This is a genomic window from Bacteroides ihuae, from assembly GCF_900104585.1.
Lineage (GTDB): Bacteria > Bacteroidota > Bacteroidia > Bacteroidales > Bacteroidaceae > Bacteroides > Bacteroides ihuae.
On record NZ_FNVX01000005.1, the window covers coordinates 281,472 to 299,192 of the forward strand.

The 17,721-nt window shown below is 38.8% G+C and carries 11 protein-coding genes and 2 pseudogenes; 9 read left to right on the plus strand and 4 right to left on the minus strand.

The annotated features are described in order from the left end of the window. Positions 1–621 precede the first annotated feature (621 nt). The 5 genes from BQ5338_RS06735 (at position 622) to BQ5338_RS06755 (ending at position 10,763) form a co-directional block, all read left to right on the plus strand. A complete protein-coding gene (locus BQ5338_RS06735; RefSeq protein WP_078063419.1) occupies positions 622–1,953 on the plus strand; it encodes a hypothetical protein in 1,332 nt (443 codons plus the stop codon). 20 nt (positions 1,954–1,973) lie between these two features. After that, positions 1,974–5,060: a SusC/RagA family TonB-linked outer membrane protein gene (locus BQ5338_RS06740; protein WP_071146077.1), complete on the plus strand. Its 3,087-nt coding sequence runs from the start codon at positions 1,974–1,976 to the stop codon at positions 5,058–5,060. Positions 5,061–5,101: 41 nt separating this feature from the next. Then, positions 5,102–7,093 (plus strand): RagB/SusD family nutrient uptake outer membrane protein, encoded by a 1,992-nt coding sequence (locus BQ5338_RS06745; RefSeq protein WP_071146820.1) that lies wholly within the window; start codon positions 5,102–5,104, stop codon positions 7,091–7,093. A gap of 20 nt (positions 7,094–7,113) precedes the next feature. Next, the gene (locus BQ5338_RS06750) at positions 7,114–8,046 is read left to right on the plus strand and encodes a BT_3044 domain-containing protein (protein ID WP_071146078.1); all 933 of its coding nucleotides are present in this window, start codon (positions 7,114–7,116) and stop codon (positions 8,044–8,046) included. A 140-nt stretch (positions 8,047–8,186) separates the two neighbouring features. Next, positions 8,187–10,763, plus strand: coding sequence for an MG2 domain-containing protein (locus BQ5338_RS06755; RefSeq protein ID WP_139265203.1), 2,577 nt, complete (start codon positions 8,187–8,189; stop codon positions 10,761–10,763). Positions 10,764–11,592: 829 nt separating this feature from the next. On the opposite strand, the gene BQ5338_RS06760 is transcribed toward BQ5338_RS06755, so the two are convergent. Then, on the minus strand, positions 11,593–12,522 hold the full coding sequence (locus BQ5338_RS06760; protein ID WP_071146080.1) for an IS3 family transposase: 930 nt from the start codon (positions 12,520–12,522) through the stop codon (positions 11,593–11,595). Continuing rightward, positions 12,519–12,878, minus strand: coding sequence for a transposase (locus BQ5338_RS06765; protein ID WP_071146081.1), 360 nt, complete (start codon positions 12,876–12,878; stop codon positions 12,519–12,521). The genes BQ5338_RS06760 and BQ5338_RS06765 overlap by 4 nt, the downstream gene beginning before the upstream one ends. 583 nt (positions 12,879–13,461) lie before the next feature. Between BQ5338_RS06765 and BQ5338_RS16840 the strand changes: the two genes are divergently transcribed. After that, on the plus strand, positions 13,462–13,635 hold the full coding sequence (locus BQ5338_RS16840) for a hypothetical protein (protein WP_159431317.1): 174 nt from the start codon (positions 13,462–13,464) through the stop codon (positions 13,633–13,635). A 103-nt stretch (positions 13,636–13,738) separates the two neighbouring features. Here BQ5338_RS16840 and istB read toward each other — a convergent pair whose 3' ends face one another. Continuing rightward, a complete protein-coding gene (gene istB, locus BQ5338_RS06770) occupies positions 13,739–14,473 on the minus strand; it encodes an IS21-like element helper ATPase IstB (RefSeq protein WP_071144985.1) in 735 nt (244 codons plus the stop codon). After that, positions 14,466–16,040, minus strand: a complete 1,575-nt coding sequence (istA, locus tag BQ5338_RS06775; protein WP_071144984.1) for an IS21 family transposase — start codon at positions 16,038–16,040, stop codon at positions 14,466–14,468. The genes istB and istA overlap by 8 nt, the downstream gene beginning before the upstream one ends. Positions 16,041–16,251: 211 nt before the next feature. Between istA and BQ5338_RS16700 the strand changes: the two genes are divergently transcribed. The 3 genes and pseudogenes from BQ5338_RS16700 to BQ5338_RS06785 form a co-directional block, all read left to right on the plus strand. Next, a complete protein-coding gene (locus tag BQ5338_RS16700) occupies positions 16,252–16,635 on the plus strand; it encodes a hypothetical protein (RefSeq protein WP_139265204.1) in 384 nt (127 codons plus the stop codon). A 23-nt stretch (positions 16,636–16,658) separates the two neighbouring features. Then, a pseudogene (locus BQ5338_RS06780) lies at positions 16,659–16,850 on the plus strand (endo-1,4-beta-xylanase); the annotation flags it as partial. An 8-nt stretch (positions 16,851–16,858) separates the two neighbouring features. Next, a pseudogene (locus tag BQ5338_RS06785) lies at positions 16,859–17,680 on the plus strand (sialate O-acetylesterase); the annotation flags it as partial. Positions 17,681–17,721: the final 41 nt, after the last annotated feature.

A 17,721-nucleotide genomic window follows, 5' to 3' on the forward strand; every position in this document is an offset into this window, starting at 1 on the left:
CTTAAATAAAAGCCTTTGTGATATAATAATTAGCATCTGTTGGTGGAGCTTAAGAATTATCAGTGGGCAGATATATAACACTTCATTTTAATGCTATGTTTGCTTAGTATGTCCTTTATAATTCCTTAGATATATGAATTGCAGGATTAACTCTTGTTTTTTGTTGCATGCTGGCATATTAAGTATAATGCGAATAACCTCTAAACTCAAGAACTGTTGGTCTTCTAATTGATGCTACCTCTTTAAATAGTGTATTTATAGATGATATAACGGAATGCGTATGTGTACTTTGATGTCTCATGTTACGTACAGAAAAGCTTTTGTAACATTTAGTGTTAATAGTGTAATATTAGTGTAAATTTGTGTAGCACGAATATTTAATATCTATTAGTAATATTCGGTACATTTGCCACACTATGTTAAAGCATACTTTAACTTAAATGGTGTTGATATGCCGCGTTAACCTTAATACTTTATTCTTAATGTACTACTTGTATGATGATAGTTAATATTCATATAAAAACACTACTTGAGATTTTACTCCATGGGGTGAGCGCCCTTACTATCCATTTATTTATTCTAAGCTGAATGCATTCTCTTACATTGTTAAACTTAATTTTAATGAAAATGAAGAAAAATCTAATTTTTATTTTTCTGATTTCTCCGTTCTTCTTTGCCTGCAATGGTAGCGAGGAAATAGAGAAAACACTTGGGACAGGGAATTATTACGACCCTCAAAAGCCTGTTTCTGTTATTGAACTTCTGCCTTCTTGGGGGAAAATAGACCAAAACTTCCTTATCAGAGGAAACTTTCCAAAAAACACGGATCAAATTAAAGTTTATTTCGATACTAAGCGAGCTGTTATTTTAGGTTGCGATGGACATGAACTTTATGGGATGATTCCGAAACAATCTCCCGGATTTAATCAGTTATCTGTTGTAATTGGAGAAGATAGTATCGTTCCGAACATCAAATTCAAATATTATCAGAAACAGTCTCTTAAAAATATTGTCGGAAAAGAGAACCAAGGAGACAACTATGTGGAAGGAAGTTTTGATGAGGCTCGAATAAAGAATCCTACCGGACTGGGCACTGTCAAAGGTCAAAAAGGGGATAATATTATTATGGTTGAAGGAGAATGGGATTCCAGAATCAGCCTGATTTCTCTGGATGACAATAAAATGATAAAGATAGCTGATGTCGGCTGGTGTGGCGGGCCTGCTGTTACAAATACCAGAGACAAATTTTATGTGATAAACAGAGACGGTAATCGAAATATCTATAGTTTCTCAAAGGCGGACGGATGGATAGCCACACCTGTTACGGATTTGCAGATTACGAATGATATGTTGTCAAGTGGAGGTATTGTCGGGGGCTTAACTTTTGCTGAGGACGATCGCTATCTGTATGTTATGACTGGCGACGGACACATGGGGTGTATCGATTTGGTGGAAAAAAAATTCACAAAGATCTTAAGCAGTAACGATTGGGACGGAGTAAACGTTGGTACCGGGTGGAGTAGTTACCTTGTTTATAGCAAGTATTATCATTGTTTCTTTGCAACGCAAGAGGGTGCGAACGGCATATTTAAAATAGAAAAAAATGCTGAAGGAAACTGGAAAGCAAAAAAATATGCTGGTTTCAATTCTGGCAACAACGTTGTTTTGGGGCACCGTCTTAATGATGCAGTCTTAAGAAATCCATCAGGAATTGCTGTGAACAATGATGGCGAGATTTATTTTGGAAGCAAATCCGGATCTTGTATTCTTAAAATTAAAGGAGACATGGTATCATTAGTTGCAGGAGTACCCAATTCTTGGCAGACCGGGGTTTCAAACATTCCACTTGAGTCAGGTTTTAATCAGCCGCTTGCTATTGTAACTGACTTTGAAGATAATTTCTATATCGCAGACAGGGATAAACGTTTGGTTAGAAAACTTACCATAGAATAAAAACGAAATAGATTTATGATATGAAAATAAAATATGTCATTTTACAATTTATAGTACTAGTAGTATGTACTAGTGCTTTCGCTCAATCGAATATAATAGCCGGAGGTTCTGTAATGGATGAGAAAGGAGACGCTTTGATTGGTGTTTCTGTGTCGATAAAAGGAAATCCTAGTAATGGAGCTATAACAAATGCTGACGGACATTTTAGACTTACCGGAATAAGCGCCAAACAGATAGTTGTTTTCTCATATATTGGTTTTGAATCGCAAGAAGTTGTTATGGGAAAAACAAATGAACGCATGCGTATTGTTTTAAAAGAAGACATAAATGCGCTGGATGAAGTTATTGTAACAAGTTCAGGTAAAGTTCAGAAAAAGATCAATGTAACAGGAGCCATTACGAGTGTTGAGATGAAAGACCTTAAGGTTCCTGCATCCTCAGTTAGTAATATGCTCGGTGGGCGTGTCCCGGGGATTATATCTGTTAATCGTAGTGGAGAGCCCGGAAAAGATTTTTCTGAGTTCTGGATTCGTGGTATAAGCACATTTGGAGCCGGATCATCGGCTTTGGTTCTGATTGATGGAATAGAAGGCGATCTCAATACGCTTGATCCGGAAGATATTGAAAGCTTCTCTATCCTGAAAGATGCTTCTTCTACAGCAGTATATGGAGTAAGAGGTGCGAACGGCGTGGTACTTGTTACAACGAAGAAAGGTAAAGCCGGGAAATTGGATCTCAGGGTGAAAGCAAATGCCGGTATCTCTTACTCTCCGCGTATGCCTGAATATGTTCGTGCCGCTGACTATGCCACCTTGGCTAATGAGGCATCTGTAACAAGAGGCGGTATTCCAATCTACTCGGATGTCGATCTGGCGTTATTTGCAAATCACATGGATCCTGATCTTCATCCGGATGTAAATTGGAGAGATGTGATTCTAAAAGATTATACATGGAACCAACAATATTTTTTGAGTGCCTCCGGAGGTGGTGAAGTAGCTCGATATTATATCAGTGCGGGTTATCTGACGAAAGATGCCATATTCAAGCAGGATAAAGGTTTGAATAGATACGATACGAATGTAAATTATAACAAGTTTAATTTTCGTGCAAATGTTGATGTGAATCTAACTTCAACAACAACTCTGTCTTTGAATGAAGAAAGTGTGATCACTACGCAGAATTATCCTGGTTATGGAGATAATACAGATGCCCTATGGCAGGCTCAATCGATTTTGACCCCTGTTACCGTGCCCATCCTTTATTCAACAGGAGAAGCTCCCGGTTATGGTAGCGATAAGAATAATATAAGTCCTTATGTATTGCTTAATATGACCGGTTATCGCAAAAACTATTCCAACAACAACAAGATCACAATGCAACTTAACCAAAAGTTGGATATGATCACAGAAGGTCTTTCTATCATGGGATTGATAAATTTGGATACTAGTAGCTGGATGTGGCAGTCGAGAGAAAAAATTCCGGCAATCTATTACGCGGATGGAAGAACAAGGGATGGAAAATTGGATCTGATTAAAAAATCGGAATATCAAGAACCGTATTATTCGAATAATACTCAAACAGATCGTAAATATTACTATGAAGGCCGTATCAATTACGAGCGTGTATTTGATAAACTGCACCGTGTTGGCGGATTGATACATGCTTACTGGAGTGATTATGAATCTTCTAAATACAAAACCGGGCTGACTGCTATTCCAAAGCGCTATAACAGTTATGCAAGCCGTTTTTCATACTCATACGCAGATACATACATGGCGGAATTTAACGTGGGATATACCGGTTCCGAAGCTTTCGAACAAGGAAAGAAATTCGGATGGTTTCCGGCTGCATCTTTGGGCTGGGCTCCTTCCCAATACGAAGTTGTGAAAAAGGTCTTTCCTTTCCTTAATTATTTGAAATTCAGGGCTTCTTACGGAATTGTTGGTAATGACCGCCTGACTTGGGATGACTCTGTACGTTTTCCATACCTCACGTTGATCGGATATTCGGGCTCGGGCCAATGGATGAATGGTTCGGGGATTACAGAAACTCAAGTGGGATCAAGTAACTTGAGATGGGAAAAAGCAACTAAATATAACTTTGGTATTGATGTGCGTCTTTTTGATGAACGTTTTGAAGCTACCGTGGACATGTTTAAGGATGTGCGTTCGGGAATATATCAGCAACGTCAGAGTGTTCCTGAAGAAATGGGACTTGTTACATTACCTTGGGCTAATGTTGGTAAAATGAAAAGTTGGGGTGTTGATGGACATATGTCCTATACGCAGCCATTAGCCCCTACGGATAGAAGCAAGTATCTTACTTTTCGTATGAATTTTACACAATCGCGCAATAAGATTTTGGAATTTGAGGAAGATATAAAAAAATATCCATATCAATCTGCTGTAGGTTACCAAAGTGGGATCAATAGGGGGCTAGTTTCTCTTGGTTTGTTTAGAGATAAGGAGGATATTCAAAATAGTCCTAAACAAGAATTCGGAAATTACTTGCCTGGAGACATCAAATATAAAGATGTGAATGGAGACGGTGTTGTTAACTCAGACGATAACATTCCATTGCAATATTCATGGACTCCTCAAATACAATATGGTTTTGCTACTGAATTTAATTGGAAGAACTTTAATGTTAGTATCCTTTTTGAAGGAGTAGCCAGAGTTAAATATTTCAAAGGTGGAAATATGTACAATCCATTCTCTGGACGGGAAAGCGGTAATGTAATTACTGATTATGCCAATCCTAATAATCGCTGGATCTCAGCAGAAATATCAGGAAATCCAGCTACAGAAAATCCTAATGCAAAATACCCAAGACTTTACTATGGAGGTAGCTGGAATAATAGTGTGAATTCTACATTCTGGCTTCAGGATGGTAGTTATGTGAGATTGAAAAATGTGCAGATTTCGTATACGGCAAAAATAAAGGCTTTAAAGAAGTTTGGTCTACAGAATGCTGTCATTAGCTTTATAGGTGAAAATTTGGCTATATGGTCTAAAGAGAAAATGCTGGATCCAAGTCAGGCCATGTATAGCGGAACCAAATATCCTGTTCAGCGGGTATATACATTGCAATTAAACCTCTCATTTTAATATTGTATTTTAGACTTATAATTAATGATAAAATAGAAGTTATGAATAGAATAACCATTATAAATAAAATAAGAACGCGCCTGTTGGTCTTACCGGTTATTGCGCTTTTTGCTTTCTTGACATTTAACTCGTGTGATGATTATCTGGACATCAATAAATATGTTTATGACCAGACAACAATGGATTCAATTTTCTTGTCGAAGGCAAGAACAGAACAATACATCAATGGAACAGCCGCTTTGTTGTTTGACGAATCTCTACTCATGGGAACCGACTGGGGTGGAGCAGTAACATTGCCGAGTGGTTCCGGAGCCGATGAAGCTATTATTCCGTTTATGCTTAACGGAAATAGTATTTTATACGATGAAATAACAGAGACCAATACAAGAATAAATCCTTGGCCAACCTGTTATAAAGGAATACGCAAAGCGAATATTGTGCTTGCCAATATCCATAAGAATCAAGAAATCACAGAAATGGAATCACGAGATTTCAAAGGTAGAGCTTATTTTCTTAGAGCCTATTTTTACTTTTATCTTGTACGCCTATACGGACCGGTGCCAATCCTTCCGGATGTGGCTTTTGATACGGATGTAGATATTGCCAAAGCCTCAATTGAGCGCTCGCCGTATGATCAGTGTGTTGAAAAGATTTGTGCGGATTTTGAAGCAGCGGCAGGTCTACTTCCTCTTCAAAGAATTGAATCAGAACAGCTTATGCCAACAAGAGGAGCAGCTTTGGCTTTCAAAGCACGTATGCAATTGTACGCGGCAAGTCCATTGTTCAATGGAAATACGTACTATGCTGATTGGAAAAACTCCGAAGGAGTTCCTTTCATCCCTCAAACTGAAGATAAAACTAAATGGGCGAAAGCTGCCGCCACATTCAAACGGATAATTGATATGAACACGTATGAACTTCAGACGGTAGCAAAAATGGTCAATGACAAAGGTACCGGAACACTACCATTGCCAGCCACAGTGTCTAGCGCCAGTTTTCCTAATGGAGCAGGAAATATAGATCCGTATAAATCGTATAAATCTATTTTTGACGGGACTTATCAACCTTACAGTGTGAAAGAGTATATTTATTATGCGAGGAGAAGTGATAGTGATGATCGTCTTTATTTTCCGGATGCCATTGGAGGAAATGCCACATTTAGTGTAACTCAAGATATGATTGACGCTTACAGTATGGCCGATGGTAGAAGCTTTGATGAAGCTACCGAGGATGAGAAATCTTATAAAGCAGTAGGAAGCAACAGTACTTTCGCTTTAGAGTATCAGCTTTCCGCAAATAGAGCTCGTAGAGATGATAACCGTGAACCTCGTTACTTTGCAACAATTGGATTCAACCATTGTATTTGGCCGGGTACATCTTTCAGAGGTACGGAAAATTTAAAGAATCGCGAAGTAACTTATTACGATGATGGTAACGCTAAAAATCCAAGTGACAATAATCATAGAAACAGAACCGGATATACTTGCCGCAAATATATACACCAAGAGGATATAGGCCATTGGAACTCTACAAAAAAGTCCAAGGTATGGCCTTTGGCACGATATGCGGAAGTCTTATTAGGCTATGCTGAAGCATTGAATGAAATGCAAGAAGGGTCATACACTGATGAATCAGGGGTTGTGGTAACTAAAGATGTAAATGAAATTGTTAAATATTTTAATCAGGTTCGTTACAGAGCGGGACAACCTGGTATAACAATAGCCGATGCTTCTGATTATAATAAAATGAAAAAAATAGTGAAGCATGAGTGGCAGATTGAATTTGCCTTCGAATCGCGTCGCTATTGGGATTTACGCCGTTGGAAAGATGCGTATGATGCATACAACAAACCAATAAAAGGTTTGGATGTGAGTGCTAAATCCTCGCAGCGTGAACAATTTTACACAGCGAGAATCTGGAATACAGAAGTGTACATGAAGCGAATGTTTTCTAATAAAATGTACTTCTGGCCTATTGACAGAAATGTGTTGCAGAAAAATGGCAAACTGGTTCAAAACCCGGGTTGGAAATAGATTGATTAATGAAATAATAAATGAATAAGATGAAAAAATATACATTATTATCATTGTTCATGCTGGCTTTGTTTTTTACCGGCTGTGATGATGAGGCTCCTATGGATCAAGCGTTATATCCTGAATCAGTCTATCTTGTCGGGGCTAAGGACAAAATTATATACCGGGATTTAAATCTTGGTTATGTTCAGGATACTGTTTACGCATCGGTTGCAATCAGTGGCTCTCTTCCAATAGATAGAGATATTGTTGCTGAAGTGAAGGAATATCCGGAGGCAATTAAGAGGTATAATGACAGAGAACTTGGAACGAATGATATTCTTTTCCAGAATTTGCCGTTGGATATTTATAATTTGCCCGCCCCAATCGTAACAGTGAAAAAGGGTGAGCCATATAGTACTTGTCCGATATACGTAAAACCGGCTACATTGCATATTGACTCGCTGTATATGATTGCATTAAAATTGAAGTCAACTTCTGCCTATGATTTGGCAAAAAAAGATACGGTTGTTTTAATGAGATTCAATATCATGAACAAGTATTCCGGTTTGTACTATATGGATGGGGTTATTAAGAACCTTTCAAATCCAAATGATTCTGTTGTTTATAAAAGCCCCAGAAAGCTACAAGCTGTCTTTGACGGAAACACCGTTCGCATGTATCACTTGCAGAACGAATGGAGTAAAGGTGCTACGGATTATCGTCCTAATTATTGTTTTAATATCACAGTAAATGCTGACAATAGCCTATCCTTGGTTTCTTGGCAAAATTTTAAAATTCTGGAGGGAGGCGGTACTTACTACCCGGAACTTAGAGTATATGATTTGTGGTACAGGTTTATCGAAAATGGGGTAACAAAGAAGACCAGAGGATTTTTGTATAAAGAGCGTAAAAGTGATGATGAACAACGAATCATAAACGACTGGATGGGTGAACATAGAAAATATGACTAATTAGTCTTTTTTCTATTGAATAACAATTTTAAAATAGGAGGAGAGTCTTTGAAAAGAATCCTCCTATTTAATTTATAAATAACGGTATAATGAAAATCCTGTATTTACAATTATGTTTGTTACTGTTTTTTTGCAATAGTATGAAAGCCCAGGAAATAGATACAACTTCAATAGAGAATCTATTCCTTGAGCAAATATCCAGCTATCCGCATGAAAAAATTTATGCTCAAACAGACAGGAGTATATATATGTCAGGAGAAACCGTTTGGTTTCGAATACATTTGGTAGATGCTCTTTTTCTCAAACAAGCGAATGCCAGTAGGTATGTCTATATTGAATTAATTAATCCGATTGGCAAGGTCGTTGAGAGGGCGAAAATTCGACCGGACAGTACGGGCTGCTTTTATGGCCAGCTTCAACTGAGCGAAGAATTAGAAGAGGGGAATTATTCGTTAAGAGCCTATACACGGTTTATGCAAAATCAGGGAGAAGACTATTTTTTTCATAAAACCATTTATGTCACAGACCCTTTATCCCGAAAGATTTCACCTGAAATCTCTTTTTCTGAGGACAAAGATAAAATTAAAACAGAAATACATTTTGTAAATAAAGCGGGAAATACTAAAATCATTCCTGAACAATGCCTCATTTTCCCGGATGGAGATCCTTCCGGAGAAGGCGAGCATTTATCGTTTGAAGAAGGCGTAGCTAAGTGTTTTTTAAAAAGCGGAAAAAATGCTCAGGCAAAGAACTTCTTACTACAAGCTACCTTCAATAATATAATTTATAATCGCTACATTGATATTCCATCTTCAACTGCAATATTCGATGTATCTTTCTTTCCGGAAGGCGGACATGCGCAATTTTCCACAGAGATGAAAATGGCTTTCAAGGCAACGAACGAGAACGGCTTGTCTGAAGAGATTAAAGGGCAGATATTTGATGAGCAAGGCGATGTTTATACAACCTTTGAGAGTTCGCATTTAGGAATGGGTAGTTTCAGAATGTACTATCTTCCCGGAAAAAAATATCATGCTATATGTACAAATAGAGAAAATGTGTCGAAGCGCTTTGATTTGCCTGAAGCCTCTGAAAACTCTGTGTCGTTAAAGGCGGCGTGGAATAATAATATTCTGCGAGTAACACTCACAAAATCTCCCGATTATAAACTACCTCCACAAACTCAATTAATAGCCCATATCAGGGGAGCTGTTATTTATGCGCAACCATGGGATGATAAAATAGGGCGCCTCAACTTTGAGAACGATTTCTTTCCGGCAGGCATCGTTCATTTTCTTCTAATAGATGAAAGCAGAAATATTTTGAGTGAACGCCTTGTGTTTTCTTCTCAAAGCAGCACTTTTGCTAAAGCCAATATAATCTTTAATAAAGAAAAGTACAATACGCGAGATAAAATAGATCTGACGATAAAGGTAATGGATGAAAATCAACTTCCTTTAACCGGTAATCTATCTTTGTCCATCGTGGATAAAAAAGATGCAGGCGTAGATACAACCTCAAATATCATTTCAACGCTATTACTGTCATCCGAACTTAAAGGGTATATAGAATCTCCAAGTAGTTACTTACAAAAGAACAATAAGCAGTCAGACCTTGCGCTCGATGTTTTGATGATGACTCAAGGTTGGAGAAGATATAATGTGCCTAACATTCTAAAAGGAAAAATAACTCAAGATCTTCAATTTGCCGTTGAGTCGAATGAAGAAGTTACAGGAAAAGTAGAAGGACTATTCTCTACCTTAAAAAAAGGGGGCATTTCACTCGTTGCCGTAAAAGATTCGGTTATTGGAACTTCTTTAACCCAACCGGATAAAAATGGGAAATTTGTATTTAAGAATATGGAATACCCCGAAGGAACCAAATATATTGTGCAGGCATTAACTGAAAAAGGTTCAAAAAAAGTGTTTATAGAACTTGACCCTCTTAAGCCGTTTCCAGCATTGCCTAAATTAATGTTCAATGCCAAGCCGAAAACGCAAATAAAAAACGAATCAGCAATAAATGAAAAACATCTGATAGAGGATGGTATGAGAATATATAATTTGGCAGAAGTGTTGGTAACCGCAAAAAGAAAAATGGATTTGAAAACCAAGTCGCCATATTATTCTGTCAACTCGTCCAAGGTTCTGACCAGTGAAGATGTTGAAAAAGGAAACATTATATCCATATTTGATTTATTACGTAGAATACCCGGACTTACTGTTGTTGGGGATGAAGTTCGTCATCGTAATACTGCTCCTTTGGTTGTTCTGGATAATGTTCCCGAAGAGAATTTTGATTACGACAGGCTGAACGTAAATGACATTAGCGATGTCTTTCTGTCTCCGCCTATTTCTGCTATGCCTATATTCGGTGGGCGGGCAGCTGGTGGAGCCGTTGTGATAAGCACAAAAAAAGGATTTGTTGAAAGAAATAAGCTGAATAGCAATATACAAGTTTTTACCCCTGTCGGTTATGAACAAACAGTCGAGTTTTATTCTCCGGTGTATGCAACGCAGAAAGAAAAAGACAGCACTGTTCGCGATCTTCGAACCACTATTTATTGGAACCCGAATGTACAGGTTGATAGTTCGGGTAGTGCAAAGATAAGCTTTTATTCTGCTGATTTTCCAACCCAGTATGGAGTTATACTTGAGGGTGTAAGTTCTGAAGGACATATTATCTGTTCGTCAGAAAAAGAAATCACAATAAATTAGAACGATTCTTTTCTCCTCCCATGAAAAAACGTGTTTTACTCTCACATCTCTCACACAAATCGCTGTATCGGCTTGCTGTAAGCCGATACAGCGTGTGATAGTAAAATATGTCTACCACGTTTTTGGCTGTTTTACTCTCACTTTCGGGTGTTTACTATCACACTTTTGGCTTTATCTTGCTTGATTAACCCTTTTTTGCTTGTCATCACCTTATATGCAGGTGATATAAAGCACTGCTCGTTCACTACGAAGAGTAACCTCACCTCACCGTCACTTCCCGCTACTTAGGAATGGATATCCTTATATATACGCTCTTTATAAGTGTAAATCCGGTAAGCACTTCGCTTCACACGTGTGAAGCGTAAGATACATCTTCTCTTTCCGGGGAAGTACAGTTTCATTAGTTTTGTGTGCTATGAAACTTTTATTTTCACGGTTGGAAACCAATCGTTTCAACGTATTAAACCTTTTGTTTCAACAGATGGAAACTTTAGTTTCATCACTAGAAACGAAATGCTTGTGACTTATACTTGTATTTCCCTGGAAATGGTTGACTTTGATTTAGTTTATTTGTATAAGTGGTTGACTGAAAAAACTACTAATCCTAAATAAGGTTGTCTTTTGATTAAGCTTATTGCGAAATTAAGTAGACCGAACTTTGTCTTATCACTAAAAGTGGTGGACTAACCACTGGTTATGGCTCAATTAAGTAACCACTTAGCTATTGTAGGAGAAGATAAAGAGAAAAAGGCCTCTTTTCTTCTCTTGAATCTGTTATAAACAGATCATTCTTGTCTTCTTCATGTGCAAATGTATATAATATTAGCATTTATAATTGATTCGTTACAAGATATTTTTCTCTGTAACTAATCCATTTTTTATTGAGCATTCCACTTTTAGTTGCTGCTTGCGCAGGTGTCATCATATCCAGGCTCATGTGTGGTCGCTCGTTATTATAAAATCCAACAGCCTTTTTTACTGCCTCACGCACTTTTTCTATTGTATGGAACCTCATGTCTTTAAGTAGTTCATGCTTAATGATGCCGTTTGCTCTTTCGGCCACGGCATTATCTTTGGGATTACCACTTTCGGTCATGCTGATGCGTACGCCTTTTGCATGTAAACGCCCGGTATATTCAAAGCTTGCGTATTGAACGCCTCGGTCTGAATGATGGATCAGATCTACTTCATCAACTCCTTTTAATCGTTTGAAAGCCATCTCCAAAGCTTTGAGCGCATAAATGCTTTCAAGAGTTTCTCCCACGCAATAACCGATAATTTCCTTGCTGTAGGCATCGGTTATTATTGACAGGTAACAGAATGTGTAATGCGTTTCATTCAACCACAAAAGGATATAAGTGATGTCGCTTACCCACAACTCATTGGGACGACAAGGTAACAGGGTCCGTGTCAAATCAGGATGTTTTGGAAAATGATGGGAAGAATCAGTCGTGCGAGGACGACGAACGCGCTTACGCACATTGAGTCCATACTTGGATATAATTCCCATAAAGCGATCGCGCCCAACAGCATGCTCATCTCCAAAGCATTGGCGATACATATACCACAATTTCTCACCACCAATGCCGGGATCTTTTCGACGTACCTCCTTGACATATTCAAGAATAAAATTCTCCTTAGCCAGATACTCCAAATATCGGTTATCATCATACTTATAATAGGCTTGTTTCGTCTTACCAAACAGCACACAGAGGGTAACTACGGAACGGGGTGTACCCTCGGTGCAAAGCCTTCTCACTGTTTGGTGCCAGATTTTTTTCTGATGGGGATGTTAAACATCTCTTCAGCGATGTCGATCATGGTGTCATAGGCATGCGAACGCAACTGTTCATGCTTAAGTTCTTGCTGTAAACGGGCATTTTCACGCTTTAATGCTGCGATTTCATTCGACTGATCATTTTGGGGAGAATCTTTTTTCTTCATACATGCTACCATTTCAGGGTTAGAGGTCTCAAAGGTATGAATCCAACGCCATAAAGTGCTACGGGAAACTCCTGTTTTTGAAGATAAAGAATAAAGAGATTCCTGAGTGTCAAAATACGCCGAGAGAACTTCTAAACGAAACGAATCTGAATAAACGTCTGACTTTTTCATCTTACTATAATTTTATAGGGTGATTATGAAGTCAACCTTTTCCAGAGTAAGACACTTGCTGCCCGAGTCCGCGCGGAAGCAATAGTAAGTGTAGCATCTTTAATTGCCCAATATCTTTTAAATCGTGTATCAATACGATGATATAACGGAATGTGCATGGGAACCTAGATGTTTTGTTATGTACAGAAAAGCTTTTGTAACATTTAATGTTAATATGTAATAGTAGCACAAATTTGTGTAACACAAGTATTTGATATTTATTAGTAACATTCAGTATATTTACCACATTATGTTAAAGCATTCTTTAATTAAATGATAGATATCTAATGAAAAATGACAAACTATTAAAATCTTTATTATTGGCTTTGTTGCCCTCATTCTGCGTATTGGATGTTTTGTATTCTTGCAACTCTAATGATGAAGACTTGAGATCATATACTGATACAATCATTGGTCTGCATATTACTTAAAATATATATAAATATTTCATTAATATATATTGATATGAAAGTTGGATTATCGTTATAAAACAACTCTATATTCCATGTCCCAAATCCTTATTAATAATTTAATTTATTGTATTATGAAAAAACTTATTTTATCATTCATTTTAATGGCATTGATGCCTGTTTGCAACTCTATGTATGCACAGCTTCAAGGAACGTATATAGGTGTATCCCTGATAATATCGCCCGTTTGGTACCGCTATATCACTCCCTTGGTACCGTGTGCGACACTTTCGTGGTACCGCTCGTAGCGTTGGCTGGTACCGGTACCAAATGTGTGATATGAACGTCGTAAAGAGATACTTCTCAAGGGTGGTTGCACACCGCCAAAAGGTATCTCTCTCTGATTCTATTTTATTTATTTTTTCTCTTTCGTAATGATGGTCCTTCAAGATTCAGGTGATGAGATGAGTTTATCAGCCTATCCATGATGGCATCAGCAAGTGTAGCTTCCGCTATGTAGTCATACCACTTGTCCAAAGGAAGTTGAGACATAATAATCATTGACTTCTTTTCATAGCGTTCTTCTAGTAATGTAAGCAATGCTATACGTGTATCACTGTCCATTTTCTGCAACCCAAAATCGTCAAGGACGATAAGATCGTTCTTGTCTAGTCGTGACAACATCTGTGAGAAGGTTCCGTCAAGGCGTGACTGTTTGAGTACATCGACAAATCGGTTCATGTTCAGATAAAGTGTTTTCAGGCCAAGCGTACAGGCTTGATGTCCAAGAGCACATGCCAGATATGATTTTCCGCATCCAGTAAGCCCCGTAATAAGCAGATTTTCTCCACGCCGCACAAAACCGCAGTCAGCAATAGAGGTTAGCTGCTCACGGGTAAAGTTGCGGGCAGTCGAACAAGTGATATCCTCGACAAGTACTTGGTATCTCAATTTGCTCTCCTTCAGCAGTCTGGTAGTTCGGCTGTCATCACGACAACGGATTTCCGTTTCCAGCATTTTTGACAGAGCCATTTCTAAGCTTGGCCGCATCTGCACAGGAAGCTTTATAATATCACTGACCGCTTCAGCCATACCGCTCAGTTTAAGAGCCTTTAGGCGTTCTACAATTGAAGCAAGTTCATTCATGGTCGGCCTCCTTTCTAAGTGATGGTATGGACGTGTACGCAGAAGATCCTCTCACATTGTCGTTAAAGGGAGTTCTTGAAATAGATTCTTTCTCACCGGAAGCCAAATCCCGATTATTCTTAAGCATATTACAGAGAGTCTTATAGCTTGCCACATCCGTTTCTTCTCTCATCATCATGCAAGCATGTTCCAATCTGCTTCTGCCATATTTCTTTGCCAAAGCAAGCAGTCCGTTGCATTTCCCATATGCTTGCTGAGGGAAAGTGGTGCGCTGGAGGATGTCTGTTATTGCCCATTCAACAGATTGCCCAATGCGCGCACCTCTTTCTATGAGTGTTGCGGCATTCTGCTCCTTGCGATGCTCGTATGCAGTATGATTCTCCGGCATGTGCGATTTCTCAGTGGAGTAGCCATATGGTATGAGGCTTCTACGATGCATACAAGCGCATATTGTACCCACATAGATCTCTACAGAGTGCACGTCCCACATGATTTTAACCTTTTGTCCGACATATTTAAACGGGACACTGTAGAAGTGGCGCTCACTGCCTACACATACATGGTATGTACTGCTAAGCTTAACCTCCTTGCGCATACGAAGACGATACATTTGATCCGGCAACGGATTCATTTCAGGCTTCTCATACTTCTGAAAGATCTCCCACCGGGTAGAACCCTTGAAGGGAAGACTACAATATTCTTCAAGGAGTTCAAGGATGCGATCGTTCAGTGCATCCAAAGCGTAGAACTCTTCACCTTCAAGGCGGGCATACACGTACTTGTAGAGTTGGCCCACAGCACCCTCAACAGGTCCTTTGTCACGGGGTTTGCGCACGCGACAAGCTGTAGGTTCTATGCCGTAATACATCGCCCATTCCACATTGGCATCCGAAAACGTAAGGCTGTAGCGGTCAGATTTCGTTACCCATTGTTTCATGTTGTCACTTTTGGCTGTATGGGGGACAGCACCTATAAATTCTAGTCCTTTGTTGAGTCCATGGAAAAACCATTCGGTAGTGGCATTGGGCATGGCCATCATGAATGGCAGATTGCTGTAGGGCATCACGCATACCAATACCACCAGTTTCTGTCTCACCTTGGTGAGCCTGTCGGTCAGAAACAAGGCATCTCCGGCAAAGTCTATTTGCCATTCCTTACCGGGCTCATAGACGTTGTGATAGGAGTAGTCATTTTTCTCTCTATAAGAGCTAACATGCTTCTTGAATTGAGTATAACCATAACCGCTGGGACATTCCTTATGGTAGTAATCCTCAAATACAAACTGGACATTGGCATGCTTGCGACCCAGGCGCTTGATAATTTCCGGCATCATGCGTTCAAGCTCCTGCTTACGTCCATCGTCATTAAGTGCATTCTTTGGGGGCATAAAGATGGTTTCCAGCTCACTGTCTGCCATTGCTAGCAGCTCTTCAAAACTTTGTCTCGTCGTCGATGCAATCTTCCGATAACCCGATACGGTACGTTTGCTGCAATGAACAATTCCACATATATCAGCTTGTGGAATACCATTGCCTAGCATCTGTAAAATCTGTCTTAGTCGTAACATTTGGTTTACTTTTAGACGTTAATAATATTGTTAATTCTGGGCATAACCCAACAACAATATAATGCCATTGCAAATTTTACGAATAGAAGTACCGCTAAAAGTGATATTGATGGTACCAATCAAGTGATATGAACGTGGTTGAAAGTTGGAAATGGAAACACAAACGCCAACGGTACCAGTCAAGTGATACAAGATCAATCAACACGATAAATTGGGGTACCAGAACACCGCTATGGACGGTACCACGGGGATGATATTATCAGTATCCCCAACCGGAGATACGGGTGATATACCTCTATTGTATGAGAATTACATTTCTTTAAAAGATTGCAGCAATACAGTCGCAATTAGCCTCTCGTATCCTATCGGTACTGAATATACTTGGTATGCATTCACTCCAAATTTTAATACATCGCTGTATTGGTATGGTCCATCTAGCAGAGATCCAAGCACTGGCTTGTACGGACCATCAAATATGAGTGTTATGTATTTTATCCCTCAAATTGAACATGGTTGGGTTAGTTTTAATGTTAGGGCAAAAACTCCCGATGGGAACATTATTCAAACAAGTTTTAAATTTGTAATTAGACCTTAAAGTAAAAATTCAAAAGGCGGGGCATGGAATACTTCTTTAAACTGTTTTGCAAACATGCTGATGTTATTACGCGCGTAACAGTTTGGGGAGTTACGGATAAAGATTCATGGAAAAATAATTTTCTGGTAAGAGGGCGAGTAGATTATCCATTATTCTTTGATCGCAACTATCAACCAAAGAAATCTATTAATAACTTTGAAAAAATAATTAAATAAAGAAGAAAATGAAAATATTGATTACGACAGGATTATCACTCCTGTTAAGAATGAGTGTCTTTGCTCAAGATCCTAATTTTTATATTTATCTCTGCTTCGGACAATCCAATATGGAAGGTAATGCCCGATTTGAGGCACAAGATACGGCTTCGGTGAATCCTCGTTTTCAGGTATTGGCAGCAGTAGATTGTCCTGACTTGTGCCGAAAGAAAGGGTGTTGGTATACGGCTGTTCCTCCTTTGGTTCGTTGCCATACAGGATTGACACCGGCCGATTCTTTTGGCCGTACATTAGTTGAAAATCTGCCTCAAAATATCACTATAGGTATAGTGAATGTTGCCGTGGGTGGGTGTAAGATTGAGCTGTTTGATAAAGATAATTATGAATCTTACGTAGCTACTGTACCAGACTGGATGCTTAATATGATTAAAGAATATGATGGAAATCCTTACGGCCGTTTAGTAGAAATGGGCAAAATTGCTCAAAAGGCAGGCGTAATCAAAGGAATTTTAGTGCATCAAGGAGAATCGAATACAAATGATAGTATCTGGCCGCAGAAGCTAAAGAAAGTATATGATAATCTTTTAAGAGATCTTGATCTAGAGCCCAATTCAGTACCTTTATTGGCAGGAGAGCTATTGAATGAGGACCAGAATGGAGCTTGTTCAAGTATGAATACGATAATTTCTACACTGCCAACAGTGATTCCTAATTCATACATTATTTCTTCGGCCGGTTGCAAGGGTGCTCCAGATAAATTGCATTTTATTGCAGAAGGATACCGCGAATTAGGCAAAAGATATGCTGAACAGATGCTTTTGATCTTAAAAGCTTCGTCTTTAGGTCGGTAGTTGTAAAGTAGGCTATTATG

Bases quoted from the DNA above. Each gene is read 5' to 3' on its own strand.
- BQ5338_RS06735 (WP_078063419.1), top strand. From the start codon at position 622: ATGAAAATGAAGAAAAATCTAATTTTTATTTTTCTGATTTCTCCGTTC.
- BQ5338_RS06740 (WP_071146077.1), top strand. From the start codon at position 1,974: ATGAAAATAAAATATGTCATTTTACAATTTATAGTACTAGTAGTATGT.
- BQ5338_RS06745 (WP_071146820.1), top strand. From the start codon at position 5,102: ATGAATAGAATAACCATTATAAATAAAATAAGAACGCGCCTGTTGGTC.
- BQ5338_RS06750 (WP_071146078.1), top strand. From the start codon at position 7,114: ATGAATAAGATGAAAAAATATACATTATTATCATTGTTCATGCTGGCT.
- BQ5338_RS06755 (WP_139265203.1), top strand. From the start codon at position 8,187: ATGAAAGCCCAGGAAATAGATACAACTTCAATAGAGAATCTATTCCTT.
- BQ5338_RS06765 (WP_071146081.1), bottom strand. From the start codon at position 12,878: ATGAAAAAGTCAGACGTTTATTCAGATTCGTTTCGTTTAGAAGTTCTC.
- BQ5338_RS16840 (WP_159431317.1), top strand. From the start codon at position 13,462: ATGAAAAAACTTATTTTATCATTCATTTTAATGGCATTGATGCCTGTT.
- istB (WP_071144985.1), bottom strand. From the start codon at position 14,473: ATGAATGAACTTGCTTCAATTGTAGAACGCCTAAAGGCTCTTAAACTG.
- istA (WP_071144984.1), bottom strand. From the start codon at position 16,040: ATGTTACGACTAAGACAGATTTTACAGATGCTAGGCAATGGTATTCCA.